The sequence below is a fragment of the Streptomyces sp. NPDC003023 genome (assembly GCF_042888225.1).
GTDB lineage: Bacteria > Actinomycetota > Actinomycetes > Streptomycetales > Streptomycetaceae > Streptomyces.
In genome coordinates this window covers 869,356-892,592 of sequence record NZ_JBIAPL010000001.1, presented here as the reverse complement: position 1 = coordinate 892,592, position 23,237 = coordinate 869,356, and the positions used below count along the sequence as shown (strand labels likewise).

At 71.4% G+C, this 23,237-nt stretch carries 23 protein-coding genes and 1 pseudogene; 7 read left to right on the top strand and 17 right to left on the bottom strand.

From position 1 onward, the window contains the following. Window positions 1-127: 127 nt before the first annotated feature. From ACFYV1_RS03665 to pcaC, 4 genes are read right to left on the bottom strand one after another with little or no spacing between them, the layout of a single operon-like run. Window positions 128-574 carry a DUF6278 family protein gene (locus ACFYV1_RS03665; protein ID WP_389393688.1) on the bottom strand — a complete coding sequence of 149 codons (447 nt, stop codon included), beginning with the start codon at window positions 572-574 and terminating at the stop codon, window positions 128-130. A gap of 58 nt (window positions 575-632) precedes the next feature. Further along, window positions 633-1,412 (bottom strand): exodeoxyribonuclease III, encoded by a 780-nt coding sequence (locus ACFYV1_RS03660; protein ID WP_389393687.1) that lies wholly within the window; start codon window positions 1,410-1,412, stop codon window positions 633-635. Between the two features lie 57 nt (window positions 1,413-1,469). Beyond that, on the bottom strand, window positions 1,470-2,102 hold the full coding sequence (locus ACFYV1_RS03655) for an MBL fold metallo-hydrolase (protein WP_389393686.1): 633 nt from the start codon (window positions 2,100-2,102) through the stop codon (window positions 1,470-1,472). Window positions 2,103-2,124: 22 nt separating this feature from the next. Next, window positions 2,125-3,402 carry a 4-carboxymuconolactone decarboxylase gene (gene pcaC / locus ACFYV1_RS03650; protein WP_389393685.1) on the bottom strand — a complete coding sequence of 426 codons (1,278 nt, stop codon included), beginning with the start codon at window positions 3,400-3,402 and terminating at the stop codon, window positions 2,125-2,127. Between the two features lie 407 nt (window positions 3,403-3,809). Here pcaC and ACFYV1_RS03645 point away from each other — a divergent pair, with 407 nt between their 5' ends. From ACFYV1_RS03645 to ACFYV1_RS03620, 6 genes are all read left to right on the top strand, one after another. Then, window positions 3,810-4,004, top strand: a complete 195-nt coding sequence (locus tag ACFYV1_RS03645) for a hypothetical protein (RefSeq protein ID WP_389393684.1) — start codon at window positions 3,810-3,812, stop codon at window positions 4,002-4,004. Between the two features lie 143 nt (window positions 4,005-4,147). Next, a complete protein-coding gene (locus ACFYV1_RS03640) occupies window positions 4,148-5,635 on the top strand; it encodes a hypothetical protein (protein ID WP_389393683.1) in 1,488 nt (495 codons plus the stop codon). A gap of 33 nt (window positions 5,636-5,668) precedes the next feature. Continuing rightward, window positions 5,669-6,964, top strand: coding sequence for a hypothetical protein (locus tag ACFYV1_RS03635; protein ID WP_389393682.1), 1,296 nt, complete (start codon window positions 5,669-5,671; stop codon window positions 6,962-6,964). A 28-nt stretch (window positions 6,965-6,992) separates the two neighbouring features. Then, on the top strand, window positions 6,993-7,340 hold the full coding sequence (locus ACFYV1_RS03630; RefSeq protein ID WP_389393681.1) for a hypothetical protein: 348 nt from the start codon (window positions 6,993-6,995) through the stop codon (window positions 7,338-7,340). A gap of 489 nt (window positions 7,341-7,829) precedes the next feature. Continuing rightward, window positions 7,830-8,945, top strand: a complete 1,116-nt coding sequence (locus ACFYV1_RS03625) for a S8 family peptidase (protein ID WP_389393680.1) — start codon at window positions 7,830-7,832, stop codon at window positions 8,943-8,945. A 196-nt stretch (window positions 8,946-9,141) separates the two neighbouring features. After that, complete coding sequence (locus ACFYV1_RS03620; protein ID WP_389393679.1) at window positions 9,142-9,576, top strand: cupin domain-containing protein; 435 nt, start codon at window positions 9,142-9,144, stop codon at window positions 9,574-9,576. A gap of 57 nt (window positions 9,577-9,633) precedes the next feature. Here ACFYV1_RS03620 and ACFYV1_RS03615 read toward each other — a convergent pair whose 3' ends face one another. The 7 genes from ACFYV1_RS03615 to ACFYV1_RS03585 all read right to left on the bottom strand — a co-directional run bounded on the left by ACFYV1_RS03615 (window position 9,634) and on the right by ACFYV1_RS03585 (window position 16,411). Then, on the bottom strand, window positions 9,634-10,215 hold the full coding sequence (locus ACFYV1_RS03615) for a hypothetical protein (protein ID WP_389393678.1): 582 nt from the start codon (window positions 10,213-10,215) through the stop codon (window positions 9,634-9,636). Next, entirely contained in the window at window positions 10,212-11,378 is a 1,167-nt protein-coding gene (locus ACFYV1_RS03610) for an ROK family glucokinase (protein WP_389393677.1), read from the bottom strand. The genes ACFYV1_RS03615 and ACFYV1_RS03610 overlap by 4 nt, the downstream gene beginning before the upstream one ends. 148 nt (window positions 11,379-11,526) lie before the next feature. Beyond that, window positions 11,527-12,354: an ATP-binding cassette domain-containing protein gene (locus tag ACFYV1_RS03605; RefSeq protein WP_389393676.1), complete on the bottom strand. Its 828-nt coding sequence runs from the start codon at window positions 12,352-12,354 to the stop codon at window positions 11,527-11,529. Beyond that, window positions 12,354-13,424 carry an ABC transporter permease gene (locus ACFYV1_RS03600; protein WP_389393675.1) on the bottom strand — a complete coding sequence of 357 codons (1,071 nt, stop codon included), beginning with the start codon at window positions 13,422-13,424 and terminating at the stop codon, window positions 12,354-12,356. Before ACFYV1_RS03600 ends, ACFYV1_RS03605 begins: the two co-directional genes overlap by 1 nt. Further along, window positions 13,421-14,434 carry a sugar ABC transporter substrate-binding protein gene (locus tag ACFYV1_RS03595; RefSeq protein WP_389393674.1) on the bottom strand — a complete coding sequence of 338 codons (1,014 nt, stop codon included), beginning with the start codon at window positions 14,432-14,434 and terminating at the stop codon, window positions 13,421-13,423. The genes ACFYV1_RS03600 and ACFYV1_RS03595 overlap by 4 nt, the downstream gene beginning before the upstream one ends. Window positions 14,435-14,585: 151 nt before the next feature. Beyond that, the gene (locus ACFYV1_RS03590) at window positions 14,586-15,584 is read right to left on the bottom strand and encodes a sugar ABC transporter substrate-binding protein (protein ID WP_389393673.1); all 999 of its coding nucleotides are present in this window, start codon (window positions 15,582-15,584) and stop codon (window positions 14,586-14,588) included. Between the two features lie 107 nt (window positions 15,585-15,691). Beyond that, window positions 15,692-16,411 (bottom strand): GntR family transcriptional regulator, encoded by a 720-nt coding sequence (locus ACFYV1_RS03585; RefSeq protein WP_389394562.1) that lies wholly within the window; start codon window positions 16,409-16,411, stop codon window positions 15,692-15,694. A gap of 156 nt (window positions 16,412-16,567) precedes the next feature. Between ACFYV1_RS03585 and ACFYV1_RS03580 the strand changes: the two genes are divergently transcribed. Further along, window positions 16,568-17,572, top strand: coding sequence for a Gfo/Idh/MocA family oxidoreductase (locus ACFYV1_RS03580; protein ID WP_389393672.1), 1,005 nt, complete (start codon window positions 16,568-16,570; stop codon window positions 17,570-17,572). A 218-nt stretch (window positions 17,573-17,790) separates the two neighbouring features. Here ACFYV1_RS03580 and ACFYV1_RS03575 read toward each other — a convergent pair whose 3' ends face one another. The 6 genes and pseudogenes from ACFYV1_RS03575 to ACFYV1_RS03550 all read right to left on the bottom strand — a co-directional run bounded on the left by ACFYV1_RS03575 (window position 17,791) and on the right by ACFYV1_RS03550 (window position 23,166). Next, entirely contained in the window at window positions 17,791-18,984 is a 1,194-nt protein-coding gene (locus tag ACFYV1_RS03575; protein ID WP_389394561.1) for a cytochrome P450, read from the bottom strand. A gap of 56 nt (window positions 18,985-19,040) precedes the next feature. Then, on the bottom strand, window positions 19,041-19,478 hold the full coding sequence (locus tag ACFYV1_RS03570; protein WP_389393671.1) for a PaaI family thioesterase: 438 nt from the start codon (window positions 19,476-19,478) through the stop codon (window positions 19,041-19,043). 64 nt (window positions 19,479-19,542) lie between these two features. After that, entirely contained in the window at window positions 19,543-20,721 is a 1,179-nt protein-coding gene (locus tag ACFYV1_RS03565) for a cytochrome P450 (protein ID WP_389393670.1), read from the bottom strand. A gap of 375 nt (window positions 20,722-21,096) precedes the next feature. Further along, window positions 21,097-21,405: a hypothetical protein gene (locus tag ACFYV1_RS03560; protein ID WP_389393669.1), complete on the bottom strand. Its 309-nt coding sequence runs from the start codon at window positions 21,403-21,405 to the stop codon at window positions 21,097-21,099. Window positions 21,406-21,509: 104 nt separating this feature from the next. Beyond that, window positions 21,510-22,421: pseudogene (locus ACFYV1_RS03555) on the bottom strand (DMT family transporter); the annotation flags it as partial. Window positions 22,422-22,557: 136 nt separating this feature from the next. Continuing rightward, window positions 22,558-23,166, bottom strand: a complete 609-nt coding sequence (locus ACFYV1_RS03550; protein ID WP_389393668.1) for a dihydrofolate reductase family protein — start codon at window positions 23,164-23,166, stop codon at window positions 22,558-22,560. Window positions 23,167-23,237 lie beyond the last annotated feature (71 nt).

The following is a 23,237-nucleotide window of genomic DNA, read 5'->3' as shown; positions in this document are numbered from 1 at the left end:
TCTCGGCTGTGCGGCACGGTCAGCGCAAACTATCCAGCCGCCCAAGGGACTTCGCACCCGACACGCATAAAGAGGGCATAAGCCGTATTAATATGGAAGCCGTGCGCGCGGCGCCGGCGTGGGCCGATCAGGCTTCCGCCGCCTCGCCGTAGACCTGCGACAGTTCGGGCGCACCGTTGAGCGCCCACTCCACGCCCGCCTCCACCACGCTGATCTCCCGCCCGGAGGCGAGCCGCACCACGGGGTGACCACCCGGCCAGATGTGCCAGGCCGCGCCGGGAACCGTGCGCACGATCACGGTGCCCAGATAGAGACCCGCGTCGTTGCCCAGCCACGGCAGCTCCTCCGGATCGTCGCGCCAGCGCGGGGGCAGCTGATCCAGCGCCGCCAACGAACCCGGGGAGTCGTCCAGTTCGAGTCCGGCCTGCCCGGCCCTGGCACGCAGGAGCTCACACTCGGACAGCAGTTCGGCGATGGCGGCCGCGCGCTCGGGGTCGTCCTCCGCGGCGGCCGCCTCACCCGCGTCCCGTCCGCCGTGGCGCCCCAGCCAGTGGTCCAAGAAGGGGATGTTCATACCGCAAAGGTTCGCATCCCGGCACGTGAGCGCACCACAGGGCGCGCGTCAACGCACGTCAGATGTCCAGATCGACAACAACCGGTGCATGGTCGGAGGCGCCCTTGCCCTTGCGCTCCTCACGGTCCACGTAACCGTCCTTGACCGCCGTGGCGAAGGGTTCGTTGCCGTAGACGAGGTCGATGCGCATGCCGCGGTTCTTGGGGAAGCACAGCTGGCGGTAGTCCCAGTACGTGAAGGGGTGCGCGTACTTCAGCGGGCGCGGCACCACGTCGGACAGGCCGCGCTTGCGCAGCGCCTCCAGGGCGGCCCGCTCCGGCGGCGTCACATGGGTCATGCCCTCGAAGAAGGACGGGTCCCACACGTCGTCGTCCGTCGGCGCGATGTTGAAGTCGCCGAGCACGGCGAACGGCCGCTCGGCGGCGGCGTCCTCGGTCACCGCGACGGACAGCGCCTCCAGCCAGCGCAGCTTGTAGCCGTAGTGGTCGTGCGCGACCTCCCGGCCGTTGGGCACGTAGACCGACCAGACGCGGGCCCGGCCGCAGGTCGCGGAGATCGCCCTCGGCTCCTGCACACCCTCGTAGTCAGGACCGCCGGGCAGTCCCACCACGACGTCCTCCAGGCCGACCTTCGAGAGCAGCGCCACGCCGTTCCACCTGCCGGTGGCGTTGACCGCGGACTCGTAACCGAGCTCGCGGAGCGCCTCCGCGGGGAACTGCTCCTCGGTGCACTTGGTCTCCTGGACGCACAGCACATCCGTGCCGCTGCTCTCCAGCCAGGCGAGCAGCCGGGGCAGCCGGGCGGTGATCGAGTTGACGTTCCACGTGGCGATACGCATGCCGCAAAGCCTAACGGCGGGGTACGACAGTCACCGGTCCGGCCGCCGCCGGGGCGCTCACACGTCCCACGACTCCCCCGGCGCGAGCCGCCCGTGCTCGGCCCCGCCGAGCTCGCCGATCTGCCGGTCGTAGATCGGCCGGGCGAGGTCCGTGAGCAGGGCGTCGTGGATGTCGAGGGCGCGGCGCGGCCGCACCTCCCGCACATAGTCGATGACCTCGGAGATCTTGTTCCACGGGGCGTGCACCGGCAGCATCAGCGTGTCCACGGCATGGTCGGGCACGGTCAGCGCGTCACCCGGGTGGAAGAGGGAGCCGTCCACCAGGAAGCCGACATTGGTGATCCGCGGAATGTCCGGGTGGATCACCGCGTGCAGCTCACCGTGCACCTGGACGTCGAACCCGGCCGCGGTGAACGCGTCACCGTGGCCGACCGTGGTGACGCGCCCGGGGAACGCGGCCGAGAGCCAGTCCGCGACGCTGCGCAGGGTCCACAGCCCCGCGGAGGGGTTCGCCTCGAGCGCGGCACGCAGTCTGCCCTCGTCGAAGTGGTCCGGATGCTCGTGCGTGACGAGCAGGACGTCGGCCCCGAGGGCGGCGTCCTCCTCGCTGAAGCCGCCGGGGTCGACGACCAGACGCCGCCCGTCCTTCTCGACCTGGACGCAGGCATGGGTCTTCTTGGTGAGCCTCATGCCCCCATCCTGCAACGCACGCCTACGCGCGAGGCGTGGTCTCCTCCTGGATCACGGCCTGCGCCACCCTGAAGGCCGCATTCGCGGCAGGGACACCGCAGTACACCGCCGTATGGATCAGAACCTCCCTGATCTCCGACGGAGTCAGTCCGTTGCGCAGCGCCGCGCGGGTGTGGAAGCCCAGCTCCTCCAGGTGCCCGCCCGCGACCAGGGCGCTCAGCGTCACACAGCTGCGGGTGCGTCTGTCCAGGCCCTCGCGGGTCCACACCTCGCCCCACGCGTAGCGGGTGACCAGTTCCTGGAAGTCGCCCGTGAAGTCGTCGCCGTCGGCGAGCACCTCGTCGACGTGCGCGTCGCCGAGCACCTCACGCCGTATCTTCATCCCCGCCTGGTACGGGTCGGGCCTGCCCGCCCCGGTGGCCGGCGGCTGCTCGGGGGCGGCGGGGCCGATCTCGGCCACCGGCGCGACGGGCACGGAGGTGGCGGGCACGGGCGGCGCCTGGAAGCCGGAAAGGGTGTCGTGCCAGGCGGTCGCGAAGTGGTGGGCGAGCAGATCCGTGACCGCGGCGGGCTGCTCGACAGGGGCCAGATGGGAGGCGCCGGGCACGAGCGCGAGCCGGGCGTCCGGAATGCCGGCGACCAGCGTGCGGGCCTCCGCGGGTCCGGTCACCTGGTCCTCCGAGCCGACCACGACGAGGGTGGGAACGCCGATCCGGCCGAGCTCGGCACGGGCGTCGAACGCCGCGAGCGCCTCGCAGGCGGCGATGTAGCAGCCGGGGTCGGTGGTGCGGACCATCTGGACGGCCCACTCGACGATCGCCGGCTGCGCCGCGGCGAAGGCCGTGGTGAACCAGCGCTCCGGCGCGCTGCGCGCCGTCGGGTCGAGACCGTTCGTACGGACGACGACACCGCGCTGGCGGAACTCGTCGGCGGTGCCGAATCGGGGCGAAGCCGCGACGAGCGCCAGGGTCGCCACGCGCTGCGGATGACGCAGCGCCAGCTCGATGCCGACCGCGCCGCCGATCGAGCAGCCCGCGTAGCCGAACCGCTGAACACCCAACTGGTCCAGGGTGGCGAGCAGTCGCTCGGCGAGGTCGCCGACGGAGGTCGCGGGGTGGGCCGGTGCGCCACCGTGGCCGGGCAGGTCGAACCGCATCACACGCCACCGCTGCGAGAGCTCGGCGATCTGCCGGTCCCACATGTGCCAGGTGGTGCCGAGGGAGGGCCCGAGGACCAGAGCTGGTGCGTCTTCGGGCCCGTCAATGCGGTACTGCAGGGTATTCGTCGGTGTCTCACTCACCCGTCAGACCCTCTCATCTCTCACGGACGCCCCTATGACGGGGGGGCGGTGGACATCGTCCTGACCAGTTTGAAGACCTCGCGGGCGGCATACCGCTTGAGGCAACAAATAATCTCACGCCGGGTCCTGCGCTCCTGGGCGCGGACTTGAACGACGCCGTTGCGGGTGACGGTCTCGCGAATCAACTCATCGGCCCGTACGGCCGATTCGGCTGCCTCGACGCACGAGGCGACGGCCGGGGCCGCCGAGCGCCCGCACCTGGAGGGCGACCGACTCGGCGCGTGGCTGACCGCGGTGACCGTGCGGCTGTGCGTCGACCAGCACCGGCTGCTCGACCGGGACGCCGGGATACGTCGGCGTCCCGGTCGATGCTGTCCGCGCCCGGCGCCGCACCACACGAGGAGGTCGTGTGCGACCACGACGAGGCACGCCGACTCGCTCTCAAGGGCACCGCGCTGCCGGCGAACCAGCGGGTGGCGCTGCGACCGAAGGCGCAGGAGCTGGACGTGGCACCGGGGGAAGTCGTATCGCCGGACGCCGACGTACCGGACGTTCCCGGCGTTTCTGAGCCGGTGCCTGAGCCCGCGCTTCCGGCGGGCTGAACCGGGCCGAGTCCCGTCACGCGTCCCTCCGAGGACGCGCCGAAAAAAACTGCCGTCTTCCGCGAGGGAGCCGCCCTCCGTCTGCGTAGAGCAGATGACAGCACCGGTGCACCGACCGGTGCGGCAGAAGAAGCGGAGAGTCGATGGGACTCACAGGCCATGGCAGACCGCGGCGCCGGCGTGCGGCGCTCGCGATACCGATCGCGATCGTCTGCGCCCTGAGCGCGGTGACCGCGAGCACCCCGGCAGTCCACGCGGCACAAGTCGCGGAGACCAGCATCGGGATGCGGTTCAACGACGGTCTGGACACCCGGCTCAGCGCCACGGTGTTCCGCGACGCGGCCCGCTCGGTCGGCTACGCGGGTACCGGCCACACCGCGGGGCGCAGCGCGGACGACGCGTGGGGGGACGCGCTGGGCTCAGGCGTCTTCGCGCTGTTCGGACACTCGAACGGCGGCGTCTTCCAGACCGACGAGGGGCCGTCGGACGACCAGGACGCGATCCTCGCGGCCGGCCGGACGCAGGATCTGGTGCCTCTCTACGCGAACCTGCGGTTCTTCACCGAGTACCTGCCGTACGCCGAGATCGACGACATGCGGCTGCTGATCCTCGCGGGCTGCTACACCGCCCAGTCCGGGCAGTTGGGGAACTTCAACGACGTCGCCGTCAGCCGCGGCGTCGACTCGGCGGTCAGCTTCACCGGACTGGTCATGTATCCGGCGACCACGTCCGGCACGGCGACCAGTACGACGAACTACTCCGGCAACTACTTCTGGAGCCGGTTCTCCTATCACGCCACCACGGGTGTCACCGTGTCCACGGCGCTCTCCCGGGCCCGTTCCGACCTCGTGGCCAAGGAAGGTTCCGCCGGGGGCTGGGACCGTTACGTGATCCGCGGCGCGGCAGCCGCCCCCGGATCGGTCAGGCTCAAGCCGGCCGGTGAGGGCGAGCCGCTGAACAGCCGCCCCGTGGCCACCCCGCAGTTCAGCACCGTCTCCGCCCTCACGCCGGTCCGTACGACCACCACACAGGGACCGGCGGGCGAGCCCTTCACGACGGTCGAGACCGCCGAGGGGATCGAGTACCGGACGGCGGCCGACGGCTCGCTGGCCGACCTCGTGGGAACTCCGACGACCGAAGGGGACGTACGGCTCGACGCCGAGGAGACCCGCGCCGCCGCGGAGCGGTTCGTCGAGCGCAATGTCGCCGGTTGGGACGCGAGCCGGCAGCTCGTGACCGAAGAGCCGGTCAGTCACCTGGAGGGTGACGCCCTCACCCTCCTGACGTGGCGTCCGGTGGACGCCGCCGGACGCTCGGGCGCGAGTCAGGTGACCGTGGAGGTCGACCGCCGCACCGGAGCCGTCACCTACCTCTCGGCCGCTCGGGGCGCCGCGGCCGGGACGGCCGCCGCCTTCGCGGTCGGTCACGACGAGGCGATCTCGGCCGCCCGCGCCGCGATCGGCGACGACCGGGGCACCGCCACCGCCGTGGCCGACACCTGGAACGCCGGCCGCTGGACGGTCACCGTCGACCGAGGGCTCACCGGCCGTCCCGGGACCGAGGTGCCGGACGTGGAACGCCTCGAGATCGACGCCCGTACCGGCCTCGTGCTGTCCCGCACCAAGAGCTGACGCACCCGACTCACACCCGGAGCACACACGCAGATGAAACTTCGTTCTCTGACCATGTGGGCCGCGGCCACCGCCGGCTGCCTCGCCCTCACTCTGCTGCCCACGGCAGCGGCGACCGCCCAGACCACCGACGAGCCGTCCCCGGCGCCGGTCGCAGCGACCGTGCCCCAGGTCCAGCCGACGGTGACACGGCTGCTGTTCGCCGTGCCCCGTACGCTCGACGAGCTCAAGACCTCGCTCGCGGGGCTCCAGCCGCTCCTGCTGCGTTACACCGGCGAGATCGGCGGCGGTGACCAGCCGGGCCCCGGTGTTACCGCCGACAGCGCCGTGGAGAGCATGCGCCAGAGCGTCGTCGGCCAGTACGGCGTGGAGCCGCTGGTGTTCCTCGTCGTCGTGGACGGCGAAGTGCCGGCGGCCCGGCTCACGGCGCTGGACCCGGTGCTAGCAGAGGCCAGGACCTTCGACTCGGACGCCGAGGAGGTGGACCGCCTCCCGCTGGGCACCCTCGAGCGGGCCGCCGACGCCACCCGCGCCAGGGAGGCCGTCCTGGGTCGCACCGACGCCATGCGCGCGGCCGCCGAGGAGAGCCGCGCGGACGCGGACGAGTCGTCCTCGACGTCCTCGACCTCCTCGGCCGACGGGACGACGACCCCGGCGAGCATCTCCAACACCTGGGCACCGTGGTACGGGACGATGCGGGCGTACAACAGTCCGTACGAGTCCCCCACGGACATGCCGCGCAAGTTCCGGCACCACCTGCGCTGGTACTCCTCCGGCGACATCGCCGCCTTCGGCGACGACTTCGCCTATGAGCACAACATGTCGCTGTACAACACGGATCTGTGGGATCTCACCCGTCCCTACTGCGCGGACAGCGCCTACACCGAGTTCTGGGCGGGCTGGTCGACCGGGTTCAAGTGGAACGCCGTGAAGTACGGCTGGAACTTCCCCAGCGCCGCCGTGGCCTACTGGGACTGGGACGACACCACCGACTCCTGCGAGAAGCTCGACTTCTCCGTGGGGGTGGGCTACCCCAAGAAGCTCACCGCGGGGGTGGCGTACAACTTCTGGATCGCCGCGGAGAAGGGCACCAAGTCCAGCTCCCCCTACGACCTGGGCGCCCAGAAGATCAGCAACGACTGCAACGACCTCGGCATGGACCCGGGCAGCTCCTGCACGGGCCTGAACTACGACCGGCCGGGCTCCGGCACCGAGCCCCTGGTGGGCAAGTCCCGTGGCTGGCGCGTGCCGAGCTGCGCGGACTGGGTACGGGGCAGCTCGCCGACCTACAAGGTGAACGGCGCGTACGACTGCCCCGCCAACCGCTGACACGCCGCCTTCGAGGACTGATACGCGAATGAACGCACAGGGACACCCGGGCACGGATCGCAGCCGCCTCCTGCGGAGCGTGGGTCTGGCGGGGGCGCTGATGCTCGCCGTACTGGCCGCGCTGCTGTGGTTCGGCGCCGACGCCATCGGGTCCAGGCAGTGTATGGAGGACGGCCACGGACTCCTGGTCGAGGGCGGCGGAACGTCCATGACCGAGCAGGGGTGCGAGGTGACGGTGCCCACCGCTTCGGGCTCCCTCACCGCGTCGCTGCCGACGCTCAGCGAGCCGGTCGCCGGCGCCGCGCTGCTGGCCGGACTGGCCGGTGCCGTACCGCCGGGCATCTGCCTCTGGTTGGCGACCCGGCGCCCGCGCTGACGCCGCGGCCCTGTCCTCCCGGATGCCGCGGGGGGACAGGGCCGGTGCTCCTGCTGTCCCGGCGCGCCGCTTCCCGCGGAGCGTCGGGTCCGTCCGCTCCGCCGTGCAGACGTCGGGTCCGCGCACGACCGTCAGGTCGGCGATCGGGCCCGGTGTCCCGGTGGTGATGAGCGCTGCCCTGCGGCGGCCGCTGGTGCTGCCGGAGCGCCGAAAATTTCGGCGCGAGCAGCATTTCGGTGGTGCTTTGGCATTGCCCGGAGAGCGGAATGCAGGCTTTCATTTCCCGCGACGGGTAACGCCCCCGACGTCTCCACCAGCCGCGGGTCCGCACATGGGCGTGCCCAGCGGACCGGTCGTGTCCGCGCTCACCGCAGCGCCGGCGGTCCGGGTGGGCCGCTCGACCCGCACATCGCACCATCCATCCGCTACCTCACCGCTGAGCAGCCGACTGCGTACCGGCGCCCGAGGCAGCGCCTCAGAGAGGAACACATGTCCCGCAGCAGAACACTTGCTCGTGCCGCGTCCGTGGTCGGCGCCGCTGCCCTGTTGATCGCGTCGGCCGGTGCGGCCGACGCCGGTGCCGGTGCCGGTGACCCGCTCAGAGGCGAACAGTGGGGTCTGGACCAGGTCCGTGCCCCACAGGCCTGGGCCACCAGCACCGGCAATGGCGCCGTGGTCGCCGTCGTCGACACGGGAGTGGACCTCACACACCCCGACCTCAAGGGCAACCTGGTGGCCGGCGCGACGTTCACCGGATGCGGCAGCACCGGACAGCCGTGCGGCAACGGTGACTTCCGCGGTCCGGACGGGGAGAACAACGGCGACGAGCACGGCACGCACGTCGCCGGCATCGTCGCCGCGGTCGCCGGCAACGGCACCGGTGTCGCCGGAGTCGCCCCGAACGCCAGGATCATGCCGGTCAAGGTGCTCGAGGAGGGCAGCGGTTCCTTCGAGGACATAGCCGCCGGCATACGGTGGTCCGTCGACCACGGCGCCGACGTGATCAACATGAGCCTCGGCGGGCTGGCCGGCACGCAGGCCCTCACGCTGACCGGGCTGGAGTCGTCGGTCACCGAGGCGATCGCGTACGCCAACGCGCGGGGCACGTCGGTCATCGCGGCGGCGGGCAACTCCACCACGGCGTTCTGCAGCACGCCTGCGTGGGAGCCGGGAGCCGTCTGTGTGGCGTCCACCGACCGCAACGAGGTGAAGAGCTGGTTCTCCGAACTCCCCAACAAGCCCGACCTCAAGGCCGTCTCCGCGCCGGGCGGCGCGGGCCTGACGTCCTGCCAGGACGACATCGTGTCCACGGTGCCGACCGGCACCGGCTCGGCGTCCTGCGGCCGGCAGGACTACGACTACTACGCCGGAACGTCCATGGCGACGCCGCACGTGGCGGGCGTCGCCGCGCTGCTCTTCGCCCAGGGCCGGACGCTGGCCGACGTGGAGCGGACGCTGCTCGACACGGCCCGTCAGCCGGGCACCGCCCTGACCGGGCTCTACTCACCGGTCTACGGCTGGGGCGTCGTGGACGCCGCGGCCGCCGTGGAGTCCCCCGGCGCGGTCACCGGCAAGGGCCGCAAGGGCGGTACGACGAGGGACTGATCCGGCGCCGGACGTGCCGGGTCGCGCGCCGCGAGGCGCGCAGCCCGGCACGATGCGTCCGTTCCGAGGCACCCGTGAGTCGCGAGCGGCTGCCCGGCCGCCCGCGATTTGCCGTAACGGCAAAAGAGATTGTCCGGTCGGCTGCGGGCGCGGCAGCCTGATGACCGATCGGCAATCGGCAACGGGAGGCCGCGGGATGACTGCGTACGAGGACGGCGAGACGCCACCGAACAATCGCGTCCACCACATCCGGGCCGGGGAGTTGGACGGTTACGCCGCCATCAGCGGCGGCACGGTCGGTTCGAGGAAGCTGTGGATGGGTCTCGTGGAGAATCCGCCGTCGAGCTCCACGGACAACCACCACCACGGTGACTCGGAGGCGGGCATCTACGTGGTGAGCGGACACCCGGTGTTCGTCTACCACGACGGCACCCAGGAGGTACGACTCGCCGCCGGGCCGGGCGACTTCTTCCTCGTCCCCCCGTTCGTCCCGCACCGCGAGGAGAACCCCGACCCGAACGAGCCCGCGGTCGTCGTGATCGCTCGCACCACTCAGGAGCCCGTCAAGGTCCCCGTGCCCGAGCTGTACCAGCTCACACACACGACCGAGACACGGTGGACCAGCGGCTGACCGCTCCCGGAGCGGTCGTCAATGGGCCCGGCCGGCACCGGCCGGGCCCTTTTGGCCCTACGGGTTCGACGTGGAGACGACGTACACCCAGGGGCGGTCCGGTTCGGTCAGATCCACAGTGATGTCCTGGCTGGGGCGCGGGTCCTTCTGGGTGCGTACCGTGCCGGCCCAGGCACGGTCCTCGAGCCCGAAGTTCCAGCCGACCACATCCGCGTTCCGGTCGTCGATGGTGACCTTGCCGTCCTCGAGCGCGCCGCGGCTCAGGCCGATGTCCTTCAGGAAGGCGTCGAGGCCCGTCGCGGTCGTACGGAACTGCACGTAGAACCGGCTGGTCTTCCAGTTGCTGGTCTCGTAGTAGCCGACCCGCTTGGAACCCTCGGGGATCGGCACCTCGAAGATGCGGCGCTTCATGAGGGACGGCATCAGGTCGCGCAGTCCCTGGGCCGCGGCGTCCGCGGCCTTGTCGCGGCCGCTGGCGCGGCTCTGCTCGGCGGAGATCAGCAGATAGCCGGCCGGGATGCCGATGAGAAGCACGATGACGATCGCGGTGATCCAGCGGCGCATGATCATGTGGCGCCGGCCCTCGGGGGTCGGCGTCGGCGGCGTCGGCGTGGCCTGGCGGGTGGTCAGCGTTGTCATGAAGGGGGTTCCTGGGTGAGACGGGCGGAGCTCGGGTTGCGCAGGGCCTGTGCGTAGCGCTCGTAGCGCTCGTGGCGTTCCACGCGGCGGCGGTTGGTCCGGCGGAAGCGGCGGGCCACCAGCCGTGCGAGGTCGGCCGCGCCGACCATACCGGCTTCGGGGCCGAGCTGGGCCTTGGCGATCCGGGCCTCCGGGCGGTAGCCGCGGCCGGTCAGGTGACGGCGGAAGGCGTCCCTGGCGGGGCCGATCAGCAGGTCGTCGGCGGCACTGACGCCGCCGCCGATGACGAAGCAGGAGGGGTCGAGGGCGGCGGCCAGGTTGGCGATGCCGACACCGAGCCACTGGCCGATGTCCTGGAACAGTTCGACGCACATCGCGTCGCCCTCGCGGGCGAGTTCGGTGATGAGCGGCCCGGTGATGTCGCGGACGTTGCCGCCGACCCGGTCGATGATGTTGTAGGCGACCGGGGAGTCCGCGGCGGCCAGTTCACGGGCCTCGCGGACGAGGGCGTTGCCCGAGCTGTACTGCTCCCAGCAGCCGCGGTTGCCGCACGGGCAGCGGTGGCCGCCGGGCACGACCTGCATGTGCCCGAACTCACCCGCGACACCGAACTTGCCGCGCTTGACCTGGCCGTCCTCGAGGATCGCGCCGCCGATGCCGGTACCGAGCGTGATCATGACGATGTGGTCCTCGCCACGCCCGGCGCCGAAGCGCCACTCCGCCCAGGCGGCGGTGTTGGCGTCGTTGTCCACCAGGACCGGAACGGCGAGACGGGCGGAGAGCGCGTCGCGCAGGGGTTCGTTGCGCCAGGCGAGGTGGGGTGCGAACAGGACCTTCGAGCGGTCGGCGTCGACCCAGCCGGCCGCGCCGATGCCCACGGCGTGCACGTCGTGGCGGTCGGAGAGGTCGAGGACCAGCTCGCAGATGGTGTCCTCGACGACTCTCGGGCTCTTGGACTTGTCCGGGGTCTCCGTGCGGATCTTCTCCAGGATGATCCCGTCGGCGTCCACGACGCCCGCCATCACCTTGGTGCCGCCGATGTCGATGCCGACCGTGGGTACGCGGGGCGCGGTCAGGTGCGAGCGCCGCTCACGCGGGCCGACCGTCTTGAGGGCACCGGCGCGCGCGGTGCCTCGGCTGGTGAAGTCGCGGTACGTGCTCAAGTCGTCCCTGCGGGTCGTGTCGTCCGGTCGGGGTTCCGGGTCGGTTGCGGCCCGGGTTCCGGGTCGGGTGCGGCCCGGAGGGTCCGGGGCGGGTGGGGGTCCGCCCCTCGATGCTAGTCGGCGTACGGGTCCGCCCCCCAGCCTCGCGTCAGTCGGTGGGCCGCTCCTTGCCCGAGGGATGGCCGCCGAGGTGGGTCGGCGCGGGTGCTCGCTCCAGTTCGTGGCGCAGGTCCTCGAGCTCGCTGCCGCCGGCCATCTGCCGTGTGAGCTCGTCGAGTGTGACGGTCTGCCTGGTGTGGGCGGCCGACATGACGCCGCGCTTCAGCAGTACGAAACGGTCGCCGACGAGATAGGCGTGGTGCGGGTTGTGGGTGATGAGCACCACTCCCAGACCGGCGTCGCGGGCGGCGGCCACGTACTTGAGCACCACGCCGGACTGCTTCACACCCAGTGCGGCGGTGGGCTCGTCCAGCACCAGGACCTTGGCGCCGAAGTAGACGGCGCGGGCGATCGCCACGCACTGCCGCTCGCCGCCGGACAGCGTTCCGATGGGCTGGTCGACGTCGCGCAGGTCGATGCCCATCCGGAGCAGCTCCGAGCGGGTGGTGCCGCGCATGGTCTCCACGTCGAGGCGCTTGAAGGGCCCGACGCCCTTGGTCGGCTCAGAGCCGAGGAAGAAGTTCCGCCAGACGGGCATCAGCGGGACGACCGCGAGGTCCTGGTAGACGGTGGCGATACCCCGGTCCAGCGCCTCGCGCGGGCCGGCGAGGGAGGTCTCCTCGCCCTCGATCCGCAGCGTGCCCGCATCATGCCGGTGCAGCCCCGCGATGATCTTGATCAGGGTGGACTTGCCTGCGCCGTTGTCGCCGAGCACACACGTGATCTCACCGGCGTGGCACTCCAGCGAGACGCCTTCGAGGGCCCGGACGTTGCCGTAGTACTTGCTGACGTCGTCGAGTTCGACAAGGGCACTCATCAGGTGGTCGCCTCCGCACGCTTGCGTACCCATGCGTTGAGCAGGGTGGCCAGGAGGAGCATCGCTCCGAGGAAGAACTTGAACCAGTCCGGGTTCCACTCCGCGTAGACGATGCCCTTGCTGGTCATGCCGAAGATCAGCGCGCCGATCGCCGAGCCGATCGCGGAGCCGTAGCCGCCGGTGATCAGGCAGCCGCCGATGACCGCCGCGATGATGTACGTCAGCTCGTTGCCGACGCCCTCGCCGGACTGCACCACGTCGAAGGAGAACAGCAGGTGCTGGCCGGAGACCCAGGCGCCGAAGGCGACGCCCATGTACAGCAGGATCTTGGTCCGGGCGACGGGGACGCCCACCGCGCGGGCCGCGTCCGCGTTGCCGCCCGCCGCGAAGATCCAGTTACCGAAGCGGGTGCGCAGCAGGATCCAGGTGGCGAGCGCGATCAGTACGGACCACCACACGATGGTCGCCTTGACGGTGGTGTCGCCGACGGCGAACTCGCCGAAGACGCTCTCGGCCGAGGCGAAGCCCTCCATGTCGCCGATCGTCTTGGTGGAGACCGTGCCGCTGATCAGCTTGGTCAGGCCGAGGTTGAGGCCGGTCAGCATCAGGAAGGTGCCGAGCGTGATGATGAAGCTGGGCAGTTTCGTACGGGTCAGCATCAGGCCGTTGAAGGCGCCGAGCCCGAGAGTGAGCAGCAGCGAGACGAGCGCGCCGACCCACACGTTGGCGGTCATCTGGTAGCTGAACATCGAGGAGATCAGCGCGGAGCTGGTCACCATCACACCGGCGGAGAGGTCGAACTCCCCGCCGATCATCAGCAGCGCCACGGGCACCGCCATGATGCCGAGCGTGGACGCCGCGTACAGGACGGTGGCGAGGCTGGACGGCTGCAGGAAGGCGTCGGCGACGATCGAGAAGAAGATGAAGACCGCCACGGCGCCCACGACGGAGCCCAGCTCCGGCCGGCCCATCAGCTTGCGCAGCGGCGAGGTCCGCAGCAGCCGCTCGTCGGCCTTGCGGGACCGGTCCGGCGTGCTGTCGGGTGTCGCTGGTGGTGCGGTCCGGCTCATCGGGTCCCCCGCTCCGTGTATTTCTGCAGCTCTGCGGCGTCCTTCTCGGTGATGATCTGCGGCCCGGTCAGGACCGGGCGTCCGCCGCCGAGCACGTCGGCGTTGTACTTGTACAGCCACAGCAGGTCCACTGCCTGGTAGCCCTGGAGGTAGGGCTGCTGGTCGACGGCGAAGCCGAGCGAGCCCGCCGTGAGGGCCTTCGCGACCTTGGCGTTGAGGTCGAAGGTGGCGATCTCCGCCTTGGACCCGGCGGTCTCCTTGGCCTGCACGGCCGCGTCGGCGAACGGCGCGCCGAGGGTGACGACGGAGTCGATGGACCGGTCGGCCTGCAGCTTCGCCTCGATGGAGGCCTGGACGTCGGGCATGTTGGTGCCGTCGACGTACAGGTTCTGCATGTCGCCGGCGAAGGTCTTCTTTGCGCCCGCGCAGCGCTGCTCGTGGCCGACGTTGCCCTGCTCGTGCAGGACGCACAGGGCCTTCTTCCTGCCGCGTGCGTCGAGCTCGTCGCCGACGGCCTCGCCGGCGATCGACTCGTCCTGGCCGATGTGGGTGAGCGCACCGTAGGCCTTGGATTGCTCGGAGCCGGAGTTCACCGTGATCACGGGGATGCCGGCCTTGCGGGCCTTGGCGACGACTGACTTCATCGCGTCGGGTTTGGCGAGGGTGACGATCAGGCCGTCGACCTTCTTGGAGATGTAGGAGTCGACGAGCTGGGCCTGCTGCTGTCCCTCGTCGTTGTGGGCGTAGAGGAAGTTGATGTTGTCCTTGGCGGCGGCCTGCCGGGCGCCGTTCTGGACGATGTCCCAGAACGTGTCGCCATCGCCCGAGTGGGTGACCATGGCGAAGGTCCAGCGAGGTGTGTTCACCGCGGCCTTCCCGGTCGCCGCCTCGGCCTTGCGGGCGTCCTCCGCGCGCTTGCCGCCGGTGCTGCTGCATCCCACGAGGGAGGCTCCGAGTACTGCCGCCAGCACCGCGCCCAGCGCGCGTACCCCTGTCCCTGCCCTTGCCACGACGTGGTGCCCTTCTTGCCGTACTCGCTGTGCTGCCTGCCGCGGTCGGCTCCTGGACGGAGCCGGCCGGCCGCCCAAGTATCTGTCATCGCTGGTCGCGGGGTCGGCATCGGGGGCGGGCAGGCGGCCGCCGGGGCCGGGGCGGGCGCATTCACCGTGTGCCGTCGGCCGTGAGCTTCTCGAGGGCCGGGACGTCCTTCTCCGTGACCAGGGCCGGGCCGGTGAGGATCGGCTTGCCGCCACCGATGACGTTCTTGTTGACCTTGTTCAGCCACAGTTCGTCGACCGCGAGGTAGCCCTGGAGGTAGGGCTGCTGGTCGACGGCGAAGGCGATCTCCTTGGCCTTCAGCCGCTTCACGACCTCGGCGTTCAGGTCGAACGTGCTGATCTGGGCCGCCGAGCCCGCACCCTGCTTGGCCTTCACCGACGCGGCCGCGAACGGCGCGCCGAGGGTGACGACGGAGTCGATGTCCTTGCCGCTCTGCAGCTTCGCCTCGATGGAGGAGGTGGTGGCGGGCATGTTGGTGCCCTCGACGTTGAGGTTCTCCACCGTGCCCTCGAAGGTCTTCCTCACTCCGGCGCAGCGTGCCTCCAGGGAGACGTTGCCCTGCTCGTGGATGACGCAGAGCGCCTTCTTCCTGCCCTGTCTGTTCAGCTCCTCGCCGACGGCCTCTCCGGCCACCGACTCGTCCTGGCCGATGTGGCTGAGCGCGCCGAGACCCTTCGAGAACTCCGCTCCGGAGTTGACGGTGACGACCGGGATGCCGGCCGCGACGGCCTTCTTCACCACGTCGCCGACGGCCTCCGGCTTGGCGAGGGTGACGATGATCCCGTCGACCTTCTGGTCGATGTACGTCTGGATCAGCTGGGCCTGTTCCTTGCCCTCGGGGTTCGCGGCGTACAGGAAGTCGACGTTGTCCTTGCGGGCGGCGACCTTGGCGCCGGACTGGACGATGTCCCAGAACGTGTCGCCCTGGCCGGAGTGGGTCACCATGGCGATCTTCATACGGGGCGTCTTCGCCGCTTCGCCGCCCGCGCCGTCCCCGGCCGGCTTCTCGTCGGCCTCCTTGCCGCCGGAGCTGCTGCATCCGGCGACGACGGCCAGGGCACATGCGGCGAGCAGGGCTGCTGCCGTGCGGGTGGTACGCATGGTGGGTCCGCCTTCTCTCCCGGCCGCCCGGTTGCGGCTGGGTGAGTTTCTACGGTGGCCCCGCGACCTCGTCAAGACTTTGTCCGAACATTCTTACGCGAGGTGTGTCAGGGGCGGACCAGGAGCTGGAACTCGAAGGCGTAGCGCGACGCCCGGTAGACGTGCGAGCCGAACTCGACCGCCCGGCCGGTGTCGTCGAAGGTGGCGCGTTCCATGGTGAGCAGCGGCGCCCCCGCGGCCTCCCCCAGCAGCTCGGCCTCCTCGGCCGTCGCGGCGCGCGCGCCGACCGACTGGCGGGCGCTGTGCAGGGTGATTCCGGCCGCGCGCATCATCCGGTAGAGGCCGGTGGCCTCGAGCCGCCGGGTGTCGCAGTCCAGCAGGCCGGCCGGCAGATGGTTGCGCAGGTGGGCCATCGGCTCGCCGTGGGCGTAGCGCAGTCGCTCGATCAGCTGGACGTCGCTGCCCTCCGGTACACCGAGCGCCGCGGCGACCTCGGCGCTCGCGGGCTCGACGACGTTGTTCAGGACGACGGTGGCGGGCCGCTGACCGGCCGCCTCCAGGTCGTCGTAGAGGCTGCTGAGCTCCAGCGGGCGCCGGACCTGGCTGTGCACGACCTGGGTGCCCACACCGCGGCGCCGCACCAGGAGCCCTTTGTCGACCAGCGACTGGATGGCCTGGCGGACGGTCGGCCGGGACAGACCGAGGCGGCCCGCGAGTTCTATCTCGTTGCCGAGCAGGCTGCCCGGAGTGAGGACCCCCCTCTCGATGGCCGATTCCAGCTGCTGCGAAAGCTGGAAATAGAGCGGGACCGGGCTGGTGCGGTCCACGCTCAGCTGGAGCGACAAGGACGGTTCCGTCTCGTGTCTGGGCTGCTTGGGCACGTGGGGGAGCGTAGTCGCACGCCATGTTGACGGGAAGTCGTGAGGTTCGGTTGTCAGGACAAAGTCTTGACAGCGCGGCAGCCCCACCTCCACCTTTGGGCCATGCGCATCGGACTCATCGGGACGGGACGTATCGGCAGCTTTCACGCGGGCGTGCTCAGCCGCCATCGTGAGGTGGGTTCACTGGTCGTGGCGGACACCGACGCGGCCCGGGCCGTGGAGGTGGCGGACCGCTGCGGTGCCACCGCCGCCCCCAGCGCCCACGAGGTCTTCACCTGGGGCGTGGACGCGGTGGTGATCGCCTCGGCGACCGCCGCCCACGCCGACCTGATCGCCCGCGCGGCGCGCGCCGGGCTCCCGGCGTTCTGCGAGAAGCCGATCGCCCTCGATCTGCCGGGCACGATGGCCGCGCTGCGCGAGGTGGAGCAGGCCGGCACCGCTCTCCAGCTCGGCTTCATGCGGCGCTTCGACGCCGGTTACACCGCTGCCCGTGAGCTGGTGCGTTCCGGCCGGCTGGGCCGGTTGCACACGGTGCGGGCCATCACGTCCGACCCCGCGCCGCCGCCCGCCGCCTATCTGCCGCTGTCGGGCGGTCTGTACCGGGACTGTCTGGTCCACGACTTCGACATCCTGCGATGGGTGACGGGCCGGGAGATCACCGAGGTGTACGCGACCGGCTCCGACGCGGGGCACTCGATGTTCCGGGAGGCGGGCGACATCGACACGGCGGCGGCGGTGCTCACCCTCGACGACGGCACGCTGGCCACGGCGACCGCCACCCGCTGCAACGGCGCCGGTTACGACGTACGGATGGAGCTGGCCGGAGAGCTCGACCAGGTCGCCGTCGGCCTCGACGACCGTACGCCGATCAGCTCGACCGAGCCGCACGGCCTGCCGCCCGTCGACAAGCCGTGGCCCGGTTTCCTCGAGCGTTTCGCCCCGGCGTACGAGGCGGAGCTGGACGCGTTCGTCCGGTTGGTGCGGGGCGAGGCGGACAACGCGTGCGACGGCCGGGAGGCGCTGACGGCGCTGCGGGTGGCGGAGGCGTGCGAGCTGTCCCGTCGCGAGCGGCGGCCGGTGCGGCTGGAGGAGATCCCGGCGGACTGACGGCGGCCGCCCCGAGGGGCGCCGCCGAGAAACCATGTCACTCCGGGGCCTCGCCGGACCGGACCGGGACCGGGCCGGGACCGGGCCGCCCCGGACCGGACCGGACCGGGACCGGGCCGGGACCGGGCCGCCCCGGACCGGACCGGGCCGGGACCTGGCCGCCCCGGACCGGGCCCGCCACGGCCACGTCACGTCCGCGCCACGGTCACGCAGCGCCGCTACCAGCGGACCGGGAGGCGTTCCGGTCCTCGGATGAGCATGCCGGTCCGCCACGGCAGGGCCGCCGGGTGGGCGTCCAGGGCGAGGCCCGGGCAGCGTTCGAGCAGCGACCGGATCGCGACGCGCGCCTCGAGGCGGGCCAGCGGCGCGCCCAGGCAGTAGTGGATGCCGTGGCCGAAGGCCAGATGGCCCCGCGTGTCGCGGCGGATGTCGAAGCGAGCCGGGTCCGGGAACCTGGCCGGGTCACGGTCGGCGTCGGACAAGGCGACCAGCACGAGTTGCCCGCCCCCGGGGACGACCGTGCCGCCGACCTCGTAGGGACGCGTGGTGAAGCGGTACGTCGGGGTCTCGACGGGGCCCTCCCAGCGGAGCATCTCCTCCACGGCGCCGTCGATGAGCGAGAAGTCGGCTCGCAGTGCCGCGAGTTGGTCCGGGTGCGTAAGCAGGGCGAGGACACCGTTGGAGATCAGGTTGACGGTCGTCTCGTGACCCGCGACGAGCAGCAGCCAGGCCATGCCCAGCAGTTCCTCCGCGGAGAGCCGGTCCTCGTCGTCGGTCTGGTGGACCAGCGCGCTCACCAGGTCGGCACCGGGATGTGCGCGCTTGTCGTCGAGCAGTCCGGTCAGGTACCGCGTCATCTCCCCGGCGGCCTGTGCCCGCTGTGCCGCGTCGGGCGAGGAGAGGGCGGTGTTCGACCAGTGCCGGAAGACGTCCCGGTCGGCGACCGGCACGCCCAGCAGTTCGCCGATGACGGCGATGGGCAGCGGAAAGGAGAACGCGTCGACGAGGTCGGCCCGCCCCAGGGGCTCCATCCGGTCCAGCAGTTCGTCCGTGATCTGCCGTACCCGTGGGGCGAGCCGCTCGACCCTCCGCGTGGTGAACTCGCGGGCCACCAGCTTGCGCAGCCGGGTGTGGCGCGGGGCGTCGGAGCTGAGCATGCTGATGCCCGAGGAGACTCGTGCGGCGCCCACGTCGGGTGCCGCGTTGCGCCACTCCTTCGACAGCGACCCGTCCGCGAGAGCGGCCCGGCCCGCCTCGTAGCCGACGATCAGCCAGGCTTCGTGGCCCTCCGGCATCCGGATGCGGTGCACGGGTCCGCGGGCGCGCAGGGCGGCGTAGACGGGATACGGATCGCGGGTGAACTCCTCGCCGAGCGCGGCGAGGTCGACGACAGTGGCATCGGCGGCCTCCAAGGCGTCGACGGCGTCCACGGCCTCAGTGGCGTCCGTGGTGTCTGTGGCGTCAGTGGTCACGACTCCCTCTCGGGTTGCGGGGCGGAGGCGGAGAGTACGGTGCCCTGGGCGACGGCGCAGAGCGTTTCCTCGCCGTCCTGGTCGACGGCGAGCAGATCGCAGCGGACCACCGCCTGCCGCCGCCCGCTGTGCACGACGGCCGCCCGCGCGACGAGTGTGCGTCCCGTGACGGGCCGGACGTACTGGACCGAGAAGCCCCCGGTCAGCACGGCGGGCCCGAGGGTCGTACCGGCGGCGAAGGTGATGCAGTTGTCGGCGGCGTAGGCGACGACACCGCCGTGCAGGTATCCGTTCTGCTGGCGCAGGTCCTCTCGGATGTCCACCTCGAGCACCGCCTCACCGCCTCCGAAGGCGGTGATCCGCGCCCCGACCAGCTGGCTGAACGGCTGCGCGTCGAGCACCTTGCGGGCCGTGCCGAGGTCAAGTTCGTTCATGGTCGGGCTCCTTGGGCAGGACGGGGCAGCGGGCACCCGGGCGGCGCGGGAACACGGCGCGTCCCTACCAGCGCACCGGCAGGTGACGTACGCCGCGCATCAGCAGGCCCGGTAGCCAGTCGTAGGAGCCCGCCGTCTCGTCGAGGGCGAGACCGGGGCAGCGCTCCAGCAGGGAGCGGATCGCGACGGCCGCCTCCAGGCGGGCCAGCGGGGCGCCCAGGCAGAAGTGCAGGCCGTGGCCGAAGGCGAGGTGGCCCTGGGCGGCGCGGCGGATGTCGAAGCGGTCGGGTGCGGGGAAGCGTGCCGGGTCGTGGTCGGCCGCGGCCAGACCGATCAGCACCATCTCGCCCTGCGGGACGACCACGTCGCCGAACGGCACGGCCGCCGTGCTGAAGCGCAGCGTGGCGGCCTCCACCGGGCCGTCGTAGCGGAGCATCTCCTCGATCGCTCCGCCCATCAGGCCGAGGTCGGCGCGCAGGGCCGCCAGTTGGTCGGGATGGGTGAGCAGGGCGCGCACACCGTTGGAGATCAGGTTGACGGTCGTCTCATGACCGGCGATGAGCAGGAGGTAGGCCAGGGCGCGGAGTTCGGCGAGGGAGAGCCGGTCGCCGTCCTCGGCCCTGGTGCGGACGAGCGCGGACAGGAGGTCGTCGGTGGGGCCCGCGCAGCGCTTGTCCTCGATGAGTTCGTCGAGGTAGGCGGCGAGTTGCCGGACCGCGTCCACCCCGGCTTCCTCGGAGGTCGGGACCACGATCTCGTTGGACCACTTGCGGAAAACGTCCCGGTCGGCGGCCGGGATGCCGAGCAGTTCGCAGATGACGACGATCGGCAGCGGGAAGGCCAGGGAGTCGATCAGGTCGGCGCGCCCGGCGGGCAGCATCTCGTCCAGCAGTTCGTCGGTGATCCCCTGGACCCGCGGTCGCAGCGCCTCCACCCGGCGGGGCGTGAACTCCCGGCTGACGAGCTTTCGCAGCCGCGTGTGGTCGGGCGGGTCCACCGCCAGCAGATGCGGCCCGACGATGTCCACGTCGAGCATCGTCATGCCCACGGCGGCGGGCGACTTGACGAGCCGCGCGTCCGAGAAGGCGGCTCGTGCCTCGTCATGTCCGACGATCAGCCAGAACCGGCCCCCGTCCGTGCTCCGCACCTGATGGACCGGCCCGACACCGCGGAGTCGCTCGTAGTACGGATACGGGTTCGCGGTGAAGTCCGGTCCGTACGCCTCCAGATCGACGATGCTCATGGCCTCAGCGTACGTGCGGGTCGTCGCTCCGCAGCCCGGATTCGTGCGTCAACAGCGCGATCCGGACACGGTTGCCTAGGCCCGGTTCGGCCGGGATGTCCGGAACCGGGCGTCTCCGGCCCCGCCCACGGGCGCGAGCCTGTCGATCCGCACGGTGAGGGCCCGTCGCCGGGCCGCCCGCCCACCGCGCCGGTCACCTCGGTGCCCGGTGCGTGCTTGCGGGCACCGGTCAGTCCTTCCCCCCGCGATCCGGCACACGGTGTGGCCTGTGGCGGCGGGCACCGTGCCCCCGTGTCGGCGATCCGGTTGTCGAGGACGACCGTCGCTCCGGCCTGCCGGGACTCGGTGACGAGTGCGGTGTCGAGCCGGGCGCCCCTACGCTGCGTCCTGCGACTGGGAGAGCCTGGCCATCTCCGCGACGTGCTCGCTCATGCGGTGGCTGTTGCCGCCGCTGGTCCACAGCGAGGTGCCGACGACCGCGACCGGAACCGACAGGCCCAGGATGGCGAGGAGTTCGGGCCAGTCGCGCTCGGACTCGCAGGTCATGTCCTCGCCGCCCTCGTTGGCCGTGCCCCGTTCGGTCAGCAGCCGGGACTCGCACTCCCGCTCCTCGCCGTAGCCGCTCTCGAGGGTGTACGGGAACAGCAGCAGCGCGCCGAACCACACCCACAGCAGTGCCGCCACGGACAGCAGGCCGAAGCCCCAAGTCTGCATCCGCTTGGCGCGGGCGCGGAAGGCCATGTCGTACTGGAGAGATCGCATGGCCGTCGAAACCAGCAGTGCTGCCGGTCCGCGGCCCGGCGGCCCCATGTCGTACCGGTGAGCACGAGCGCCGCGCCCAGGAGGCCGGCCGCGCCGAGGTGTTCGCCGCCGATGGCGATGCCGGCGGTCGCGGCCCACAGCGGCTCGGTGCCCAGCATCAGGCTGACGCGGGACGGCGAGGTGCGCCGTACCGCCCACATCTGCACGAAGAACGCGAACAGAGTGCAGAACACGGACAGGAACACCAGCCCGGCCCATTCGCGCGGTCCGAAGCCGACCGCCACGGTCCAGGGCGACGCCCCGCTGCCGGGCAGGGCCGCCAGCACGGCGAACACCGCGACGGCCGCACCGAGTTGGACGGTCGTGAGCGAGAGGGAGTCGGCACCGCGCACGGCCTTGATCCGTGCCATGGCCAGCACATGGACGGTGCGGACGACGGCGGCGAGCAGCATCAGCAGGTCACCGGCGGAAGGGGTCGTGAAGCCGGCGCCCTGGGTCAGCAGCACGACACCGCCGACGGAGAGGGCGGCCGCCGCGAGGAAGGAGGCGGGAGGCCGGCGTCTGGTCACCGCCGCCTCCGCGAGCGGGGTGAGGATCATGGTCAGGCTGATGATGAGCCCGGCGTTGGTGGCGGAGGTGCGAACGACGCCGTACGTCTCGAGCAGGAAGACGGCGCTGAGGATCAGCCCGAGCAGAGCGGCGCCGCGCCACTGGGCGGCGGTCAGCGACCGCAGTCTGCGCCGCCCCACCACCGCGAGCACCGGCAGGACCAGCGCGAACCGCAGGACGAGCACGGCGACGACGGTGTGGGTGGTGGTGATGCCCTTCGCCGCGAGGTAGCTGGCTCCCCACACGACGGCGACGACCAGCACCGGCAGGTCGGTCAGCCACGCCCGGCGGGGTGCGAGGGCGGGCGCGGGTACGGCGATCGACGACACCGGGTCTCCTGCGGGTACGGACGGGTGGAGACGTCGGCGGCTCACACGCGGGGGCGATCACCGTACCGGCGAGGGACCTGTGAGTGCTACACGTTTCCCGGTTCCCGTCCCGGCACCGCTCCGCCCGGTCACGGCCCTAGTACGTGCCGTACGTCGGCCGGCCCGCGAGTTCGTAGGTGTGGATCGCCGCGCCGGTGCTCGTGGTCCGGGCCTCCATGTGCTTGAACGCGGTGGGGGTGGCGCCCTCCGCGAACAGGCGCAGGCCCTTGCCGAGGACGACGGGGAAGACGATGAGGTGCAGCGTGTCGATCAGGTCGTGCTCGAGCAGGGACTGCGCGAGGTCACCGCTGCCGTGCATCTGGAGCTCTCCGTCGGTGCGCTCCTTCAGCGCGGTGACCTCCTTGACGAGGTCGCCGCCGATGATCGTCGTGTTGGCCCAGTCGGCCGTCGCGAGCGTGGTCGAGGCGACGTACTTGGGCAGGTTGTTGAGCTTGGCGGCGACCGGGTCGGCGGGGTCGGTCTGCTTCGGCCAGTAGGAGGCGAAGATCTCGTAGGTGCGGCGGCCGAGCAGGAAGGCGCCGACCCTGCCGAAGACCTCGTCGACGAACCGCCCGAAGTCGTCGTCCCCGTACGGCACGGACCAGCCGCCGAGGTCGAAGCCGCCGCGGGCGTCCTCCTCCGGGCCGCCAGGGGCCTGGCGGACGCCGTCGAGCGTGAGGAACTGGGTGAGGGAGAGCTTCGCCATGGTTCTGCCTTTCAGCGCGCTTCATCCGAATCGGTGGGTTGCACAGCTCGGTGGGTTGCACAGCTCGGTGG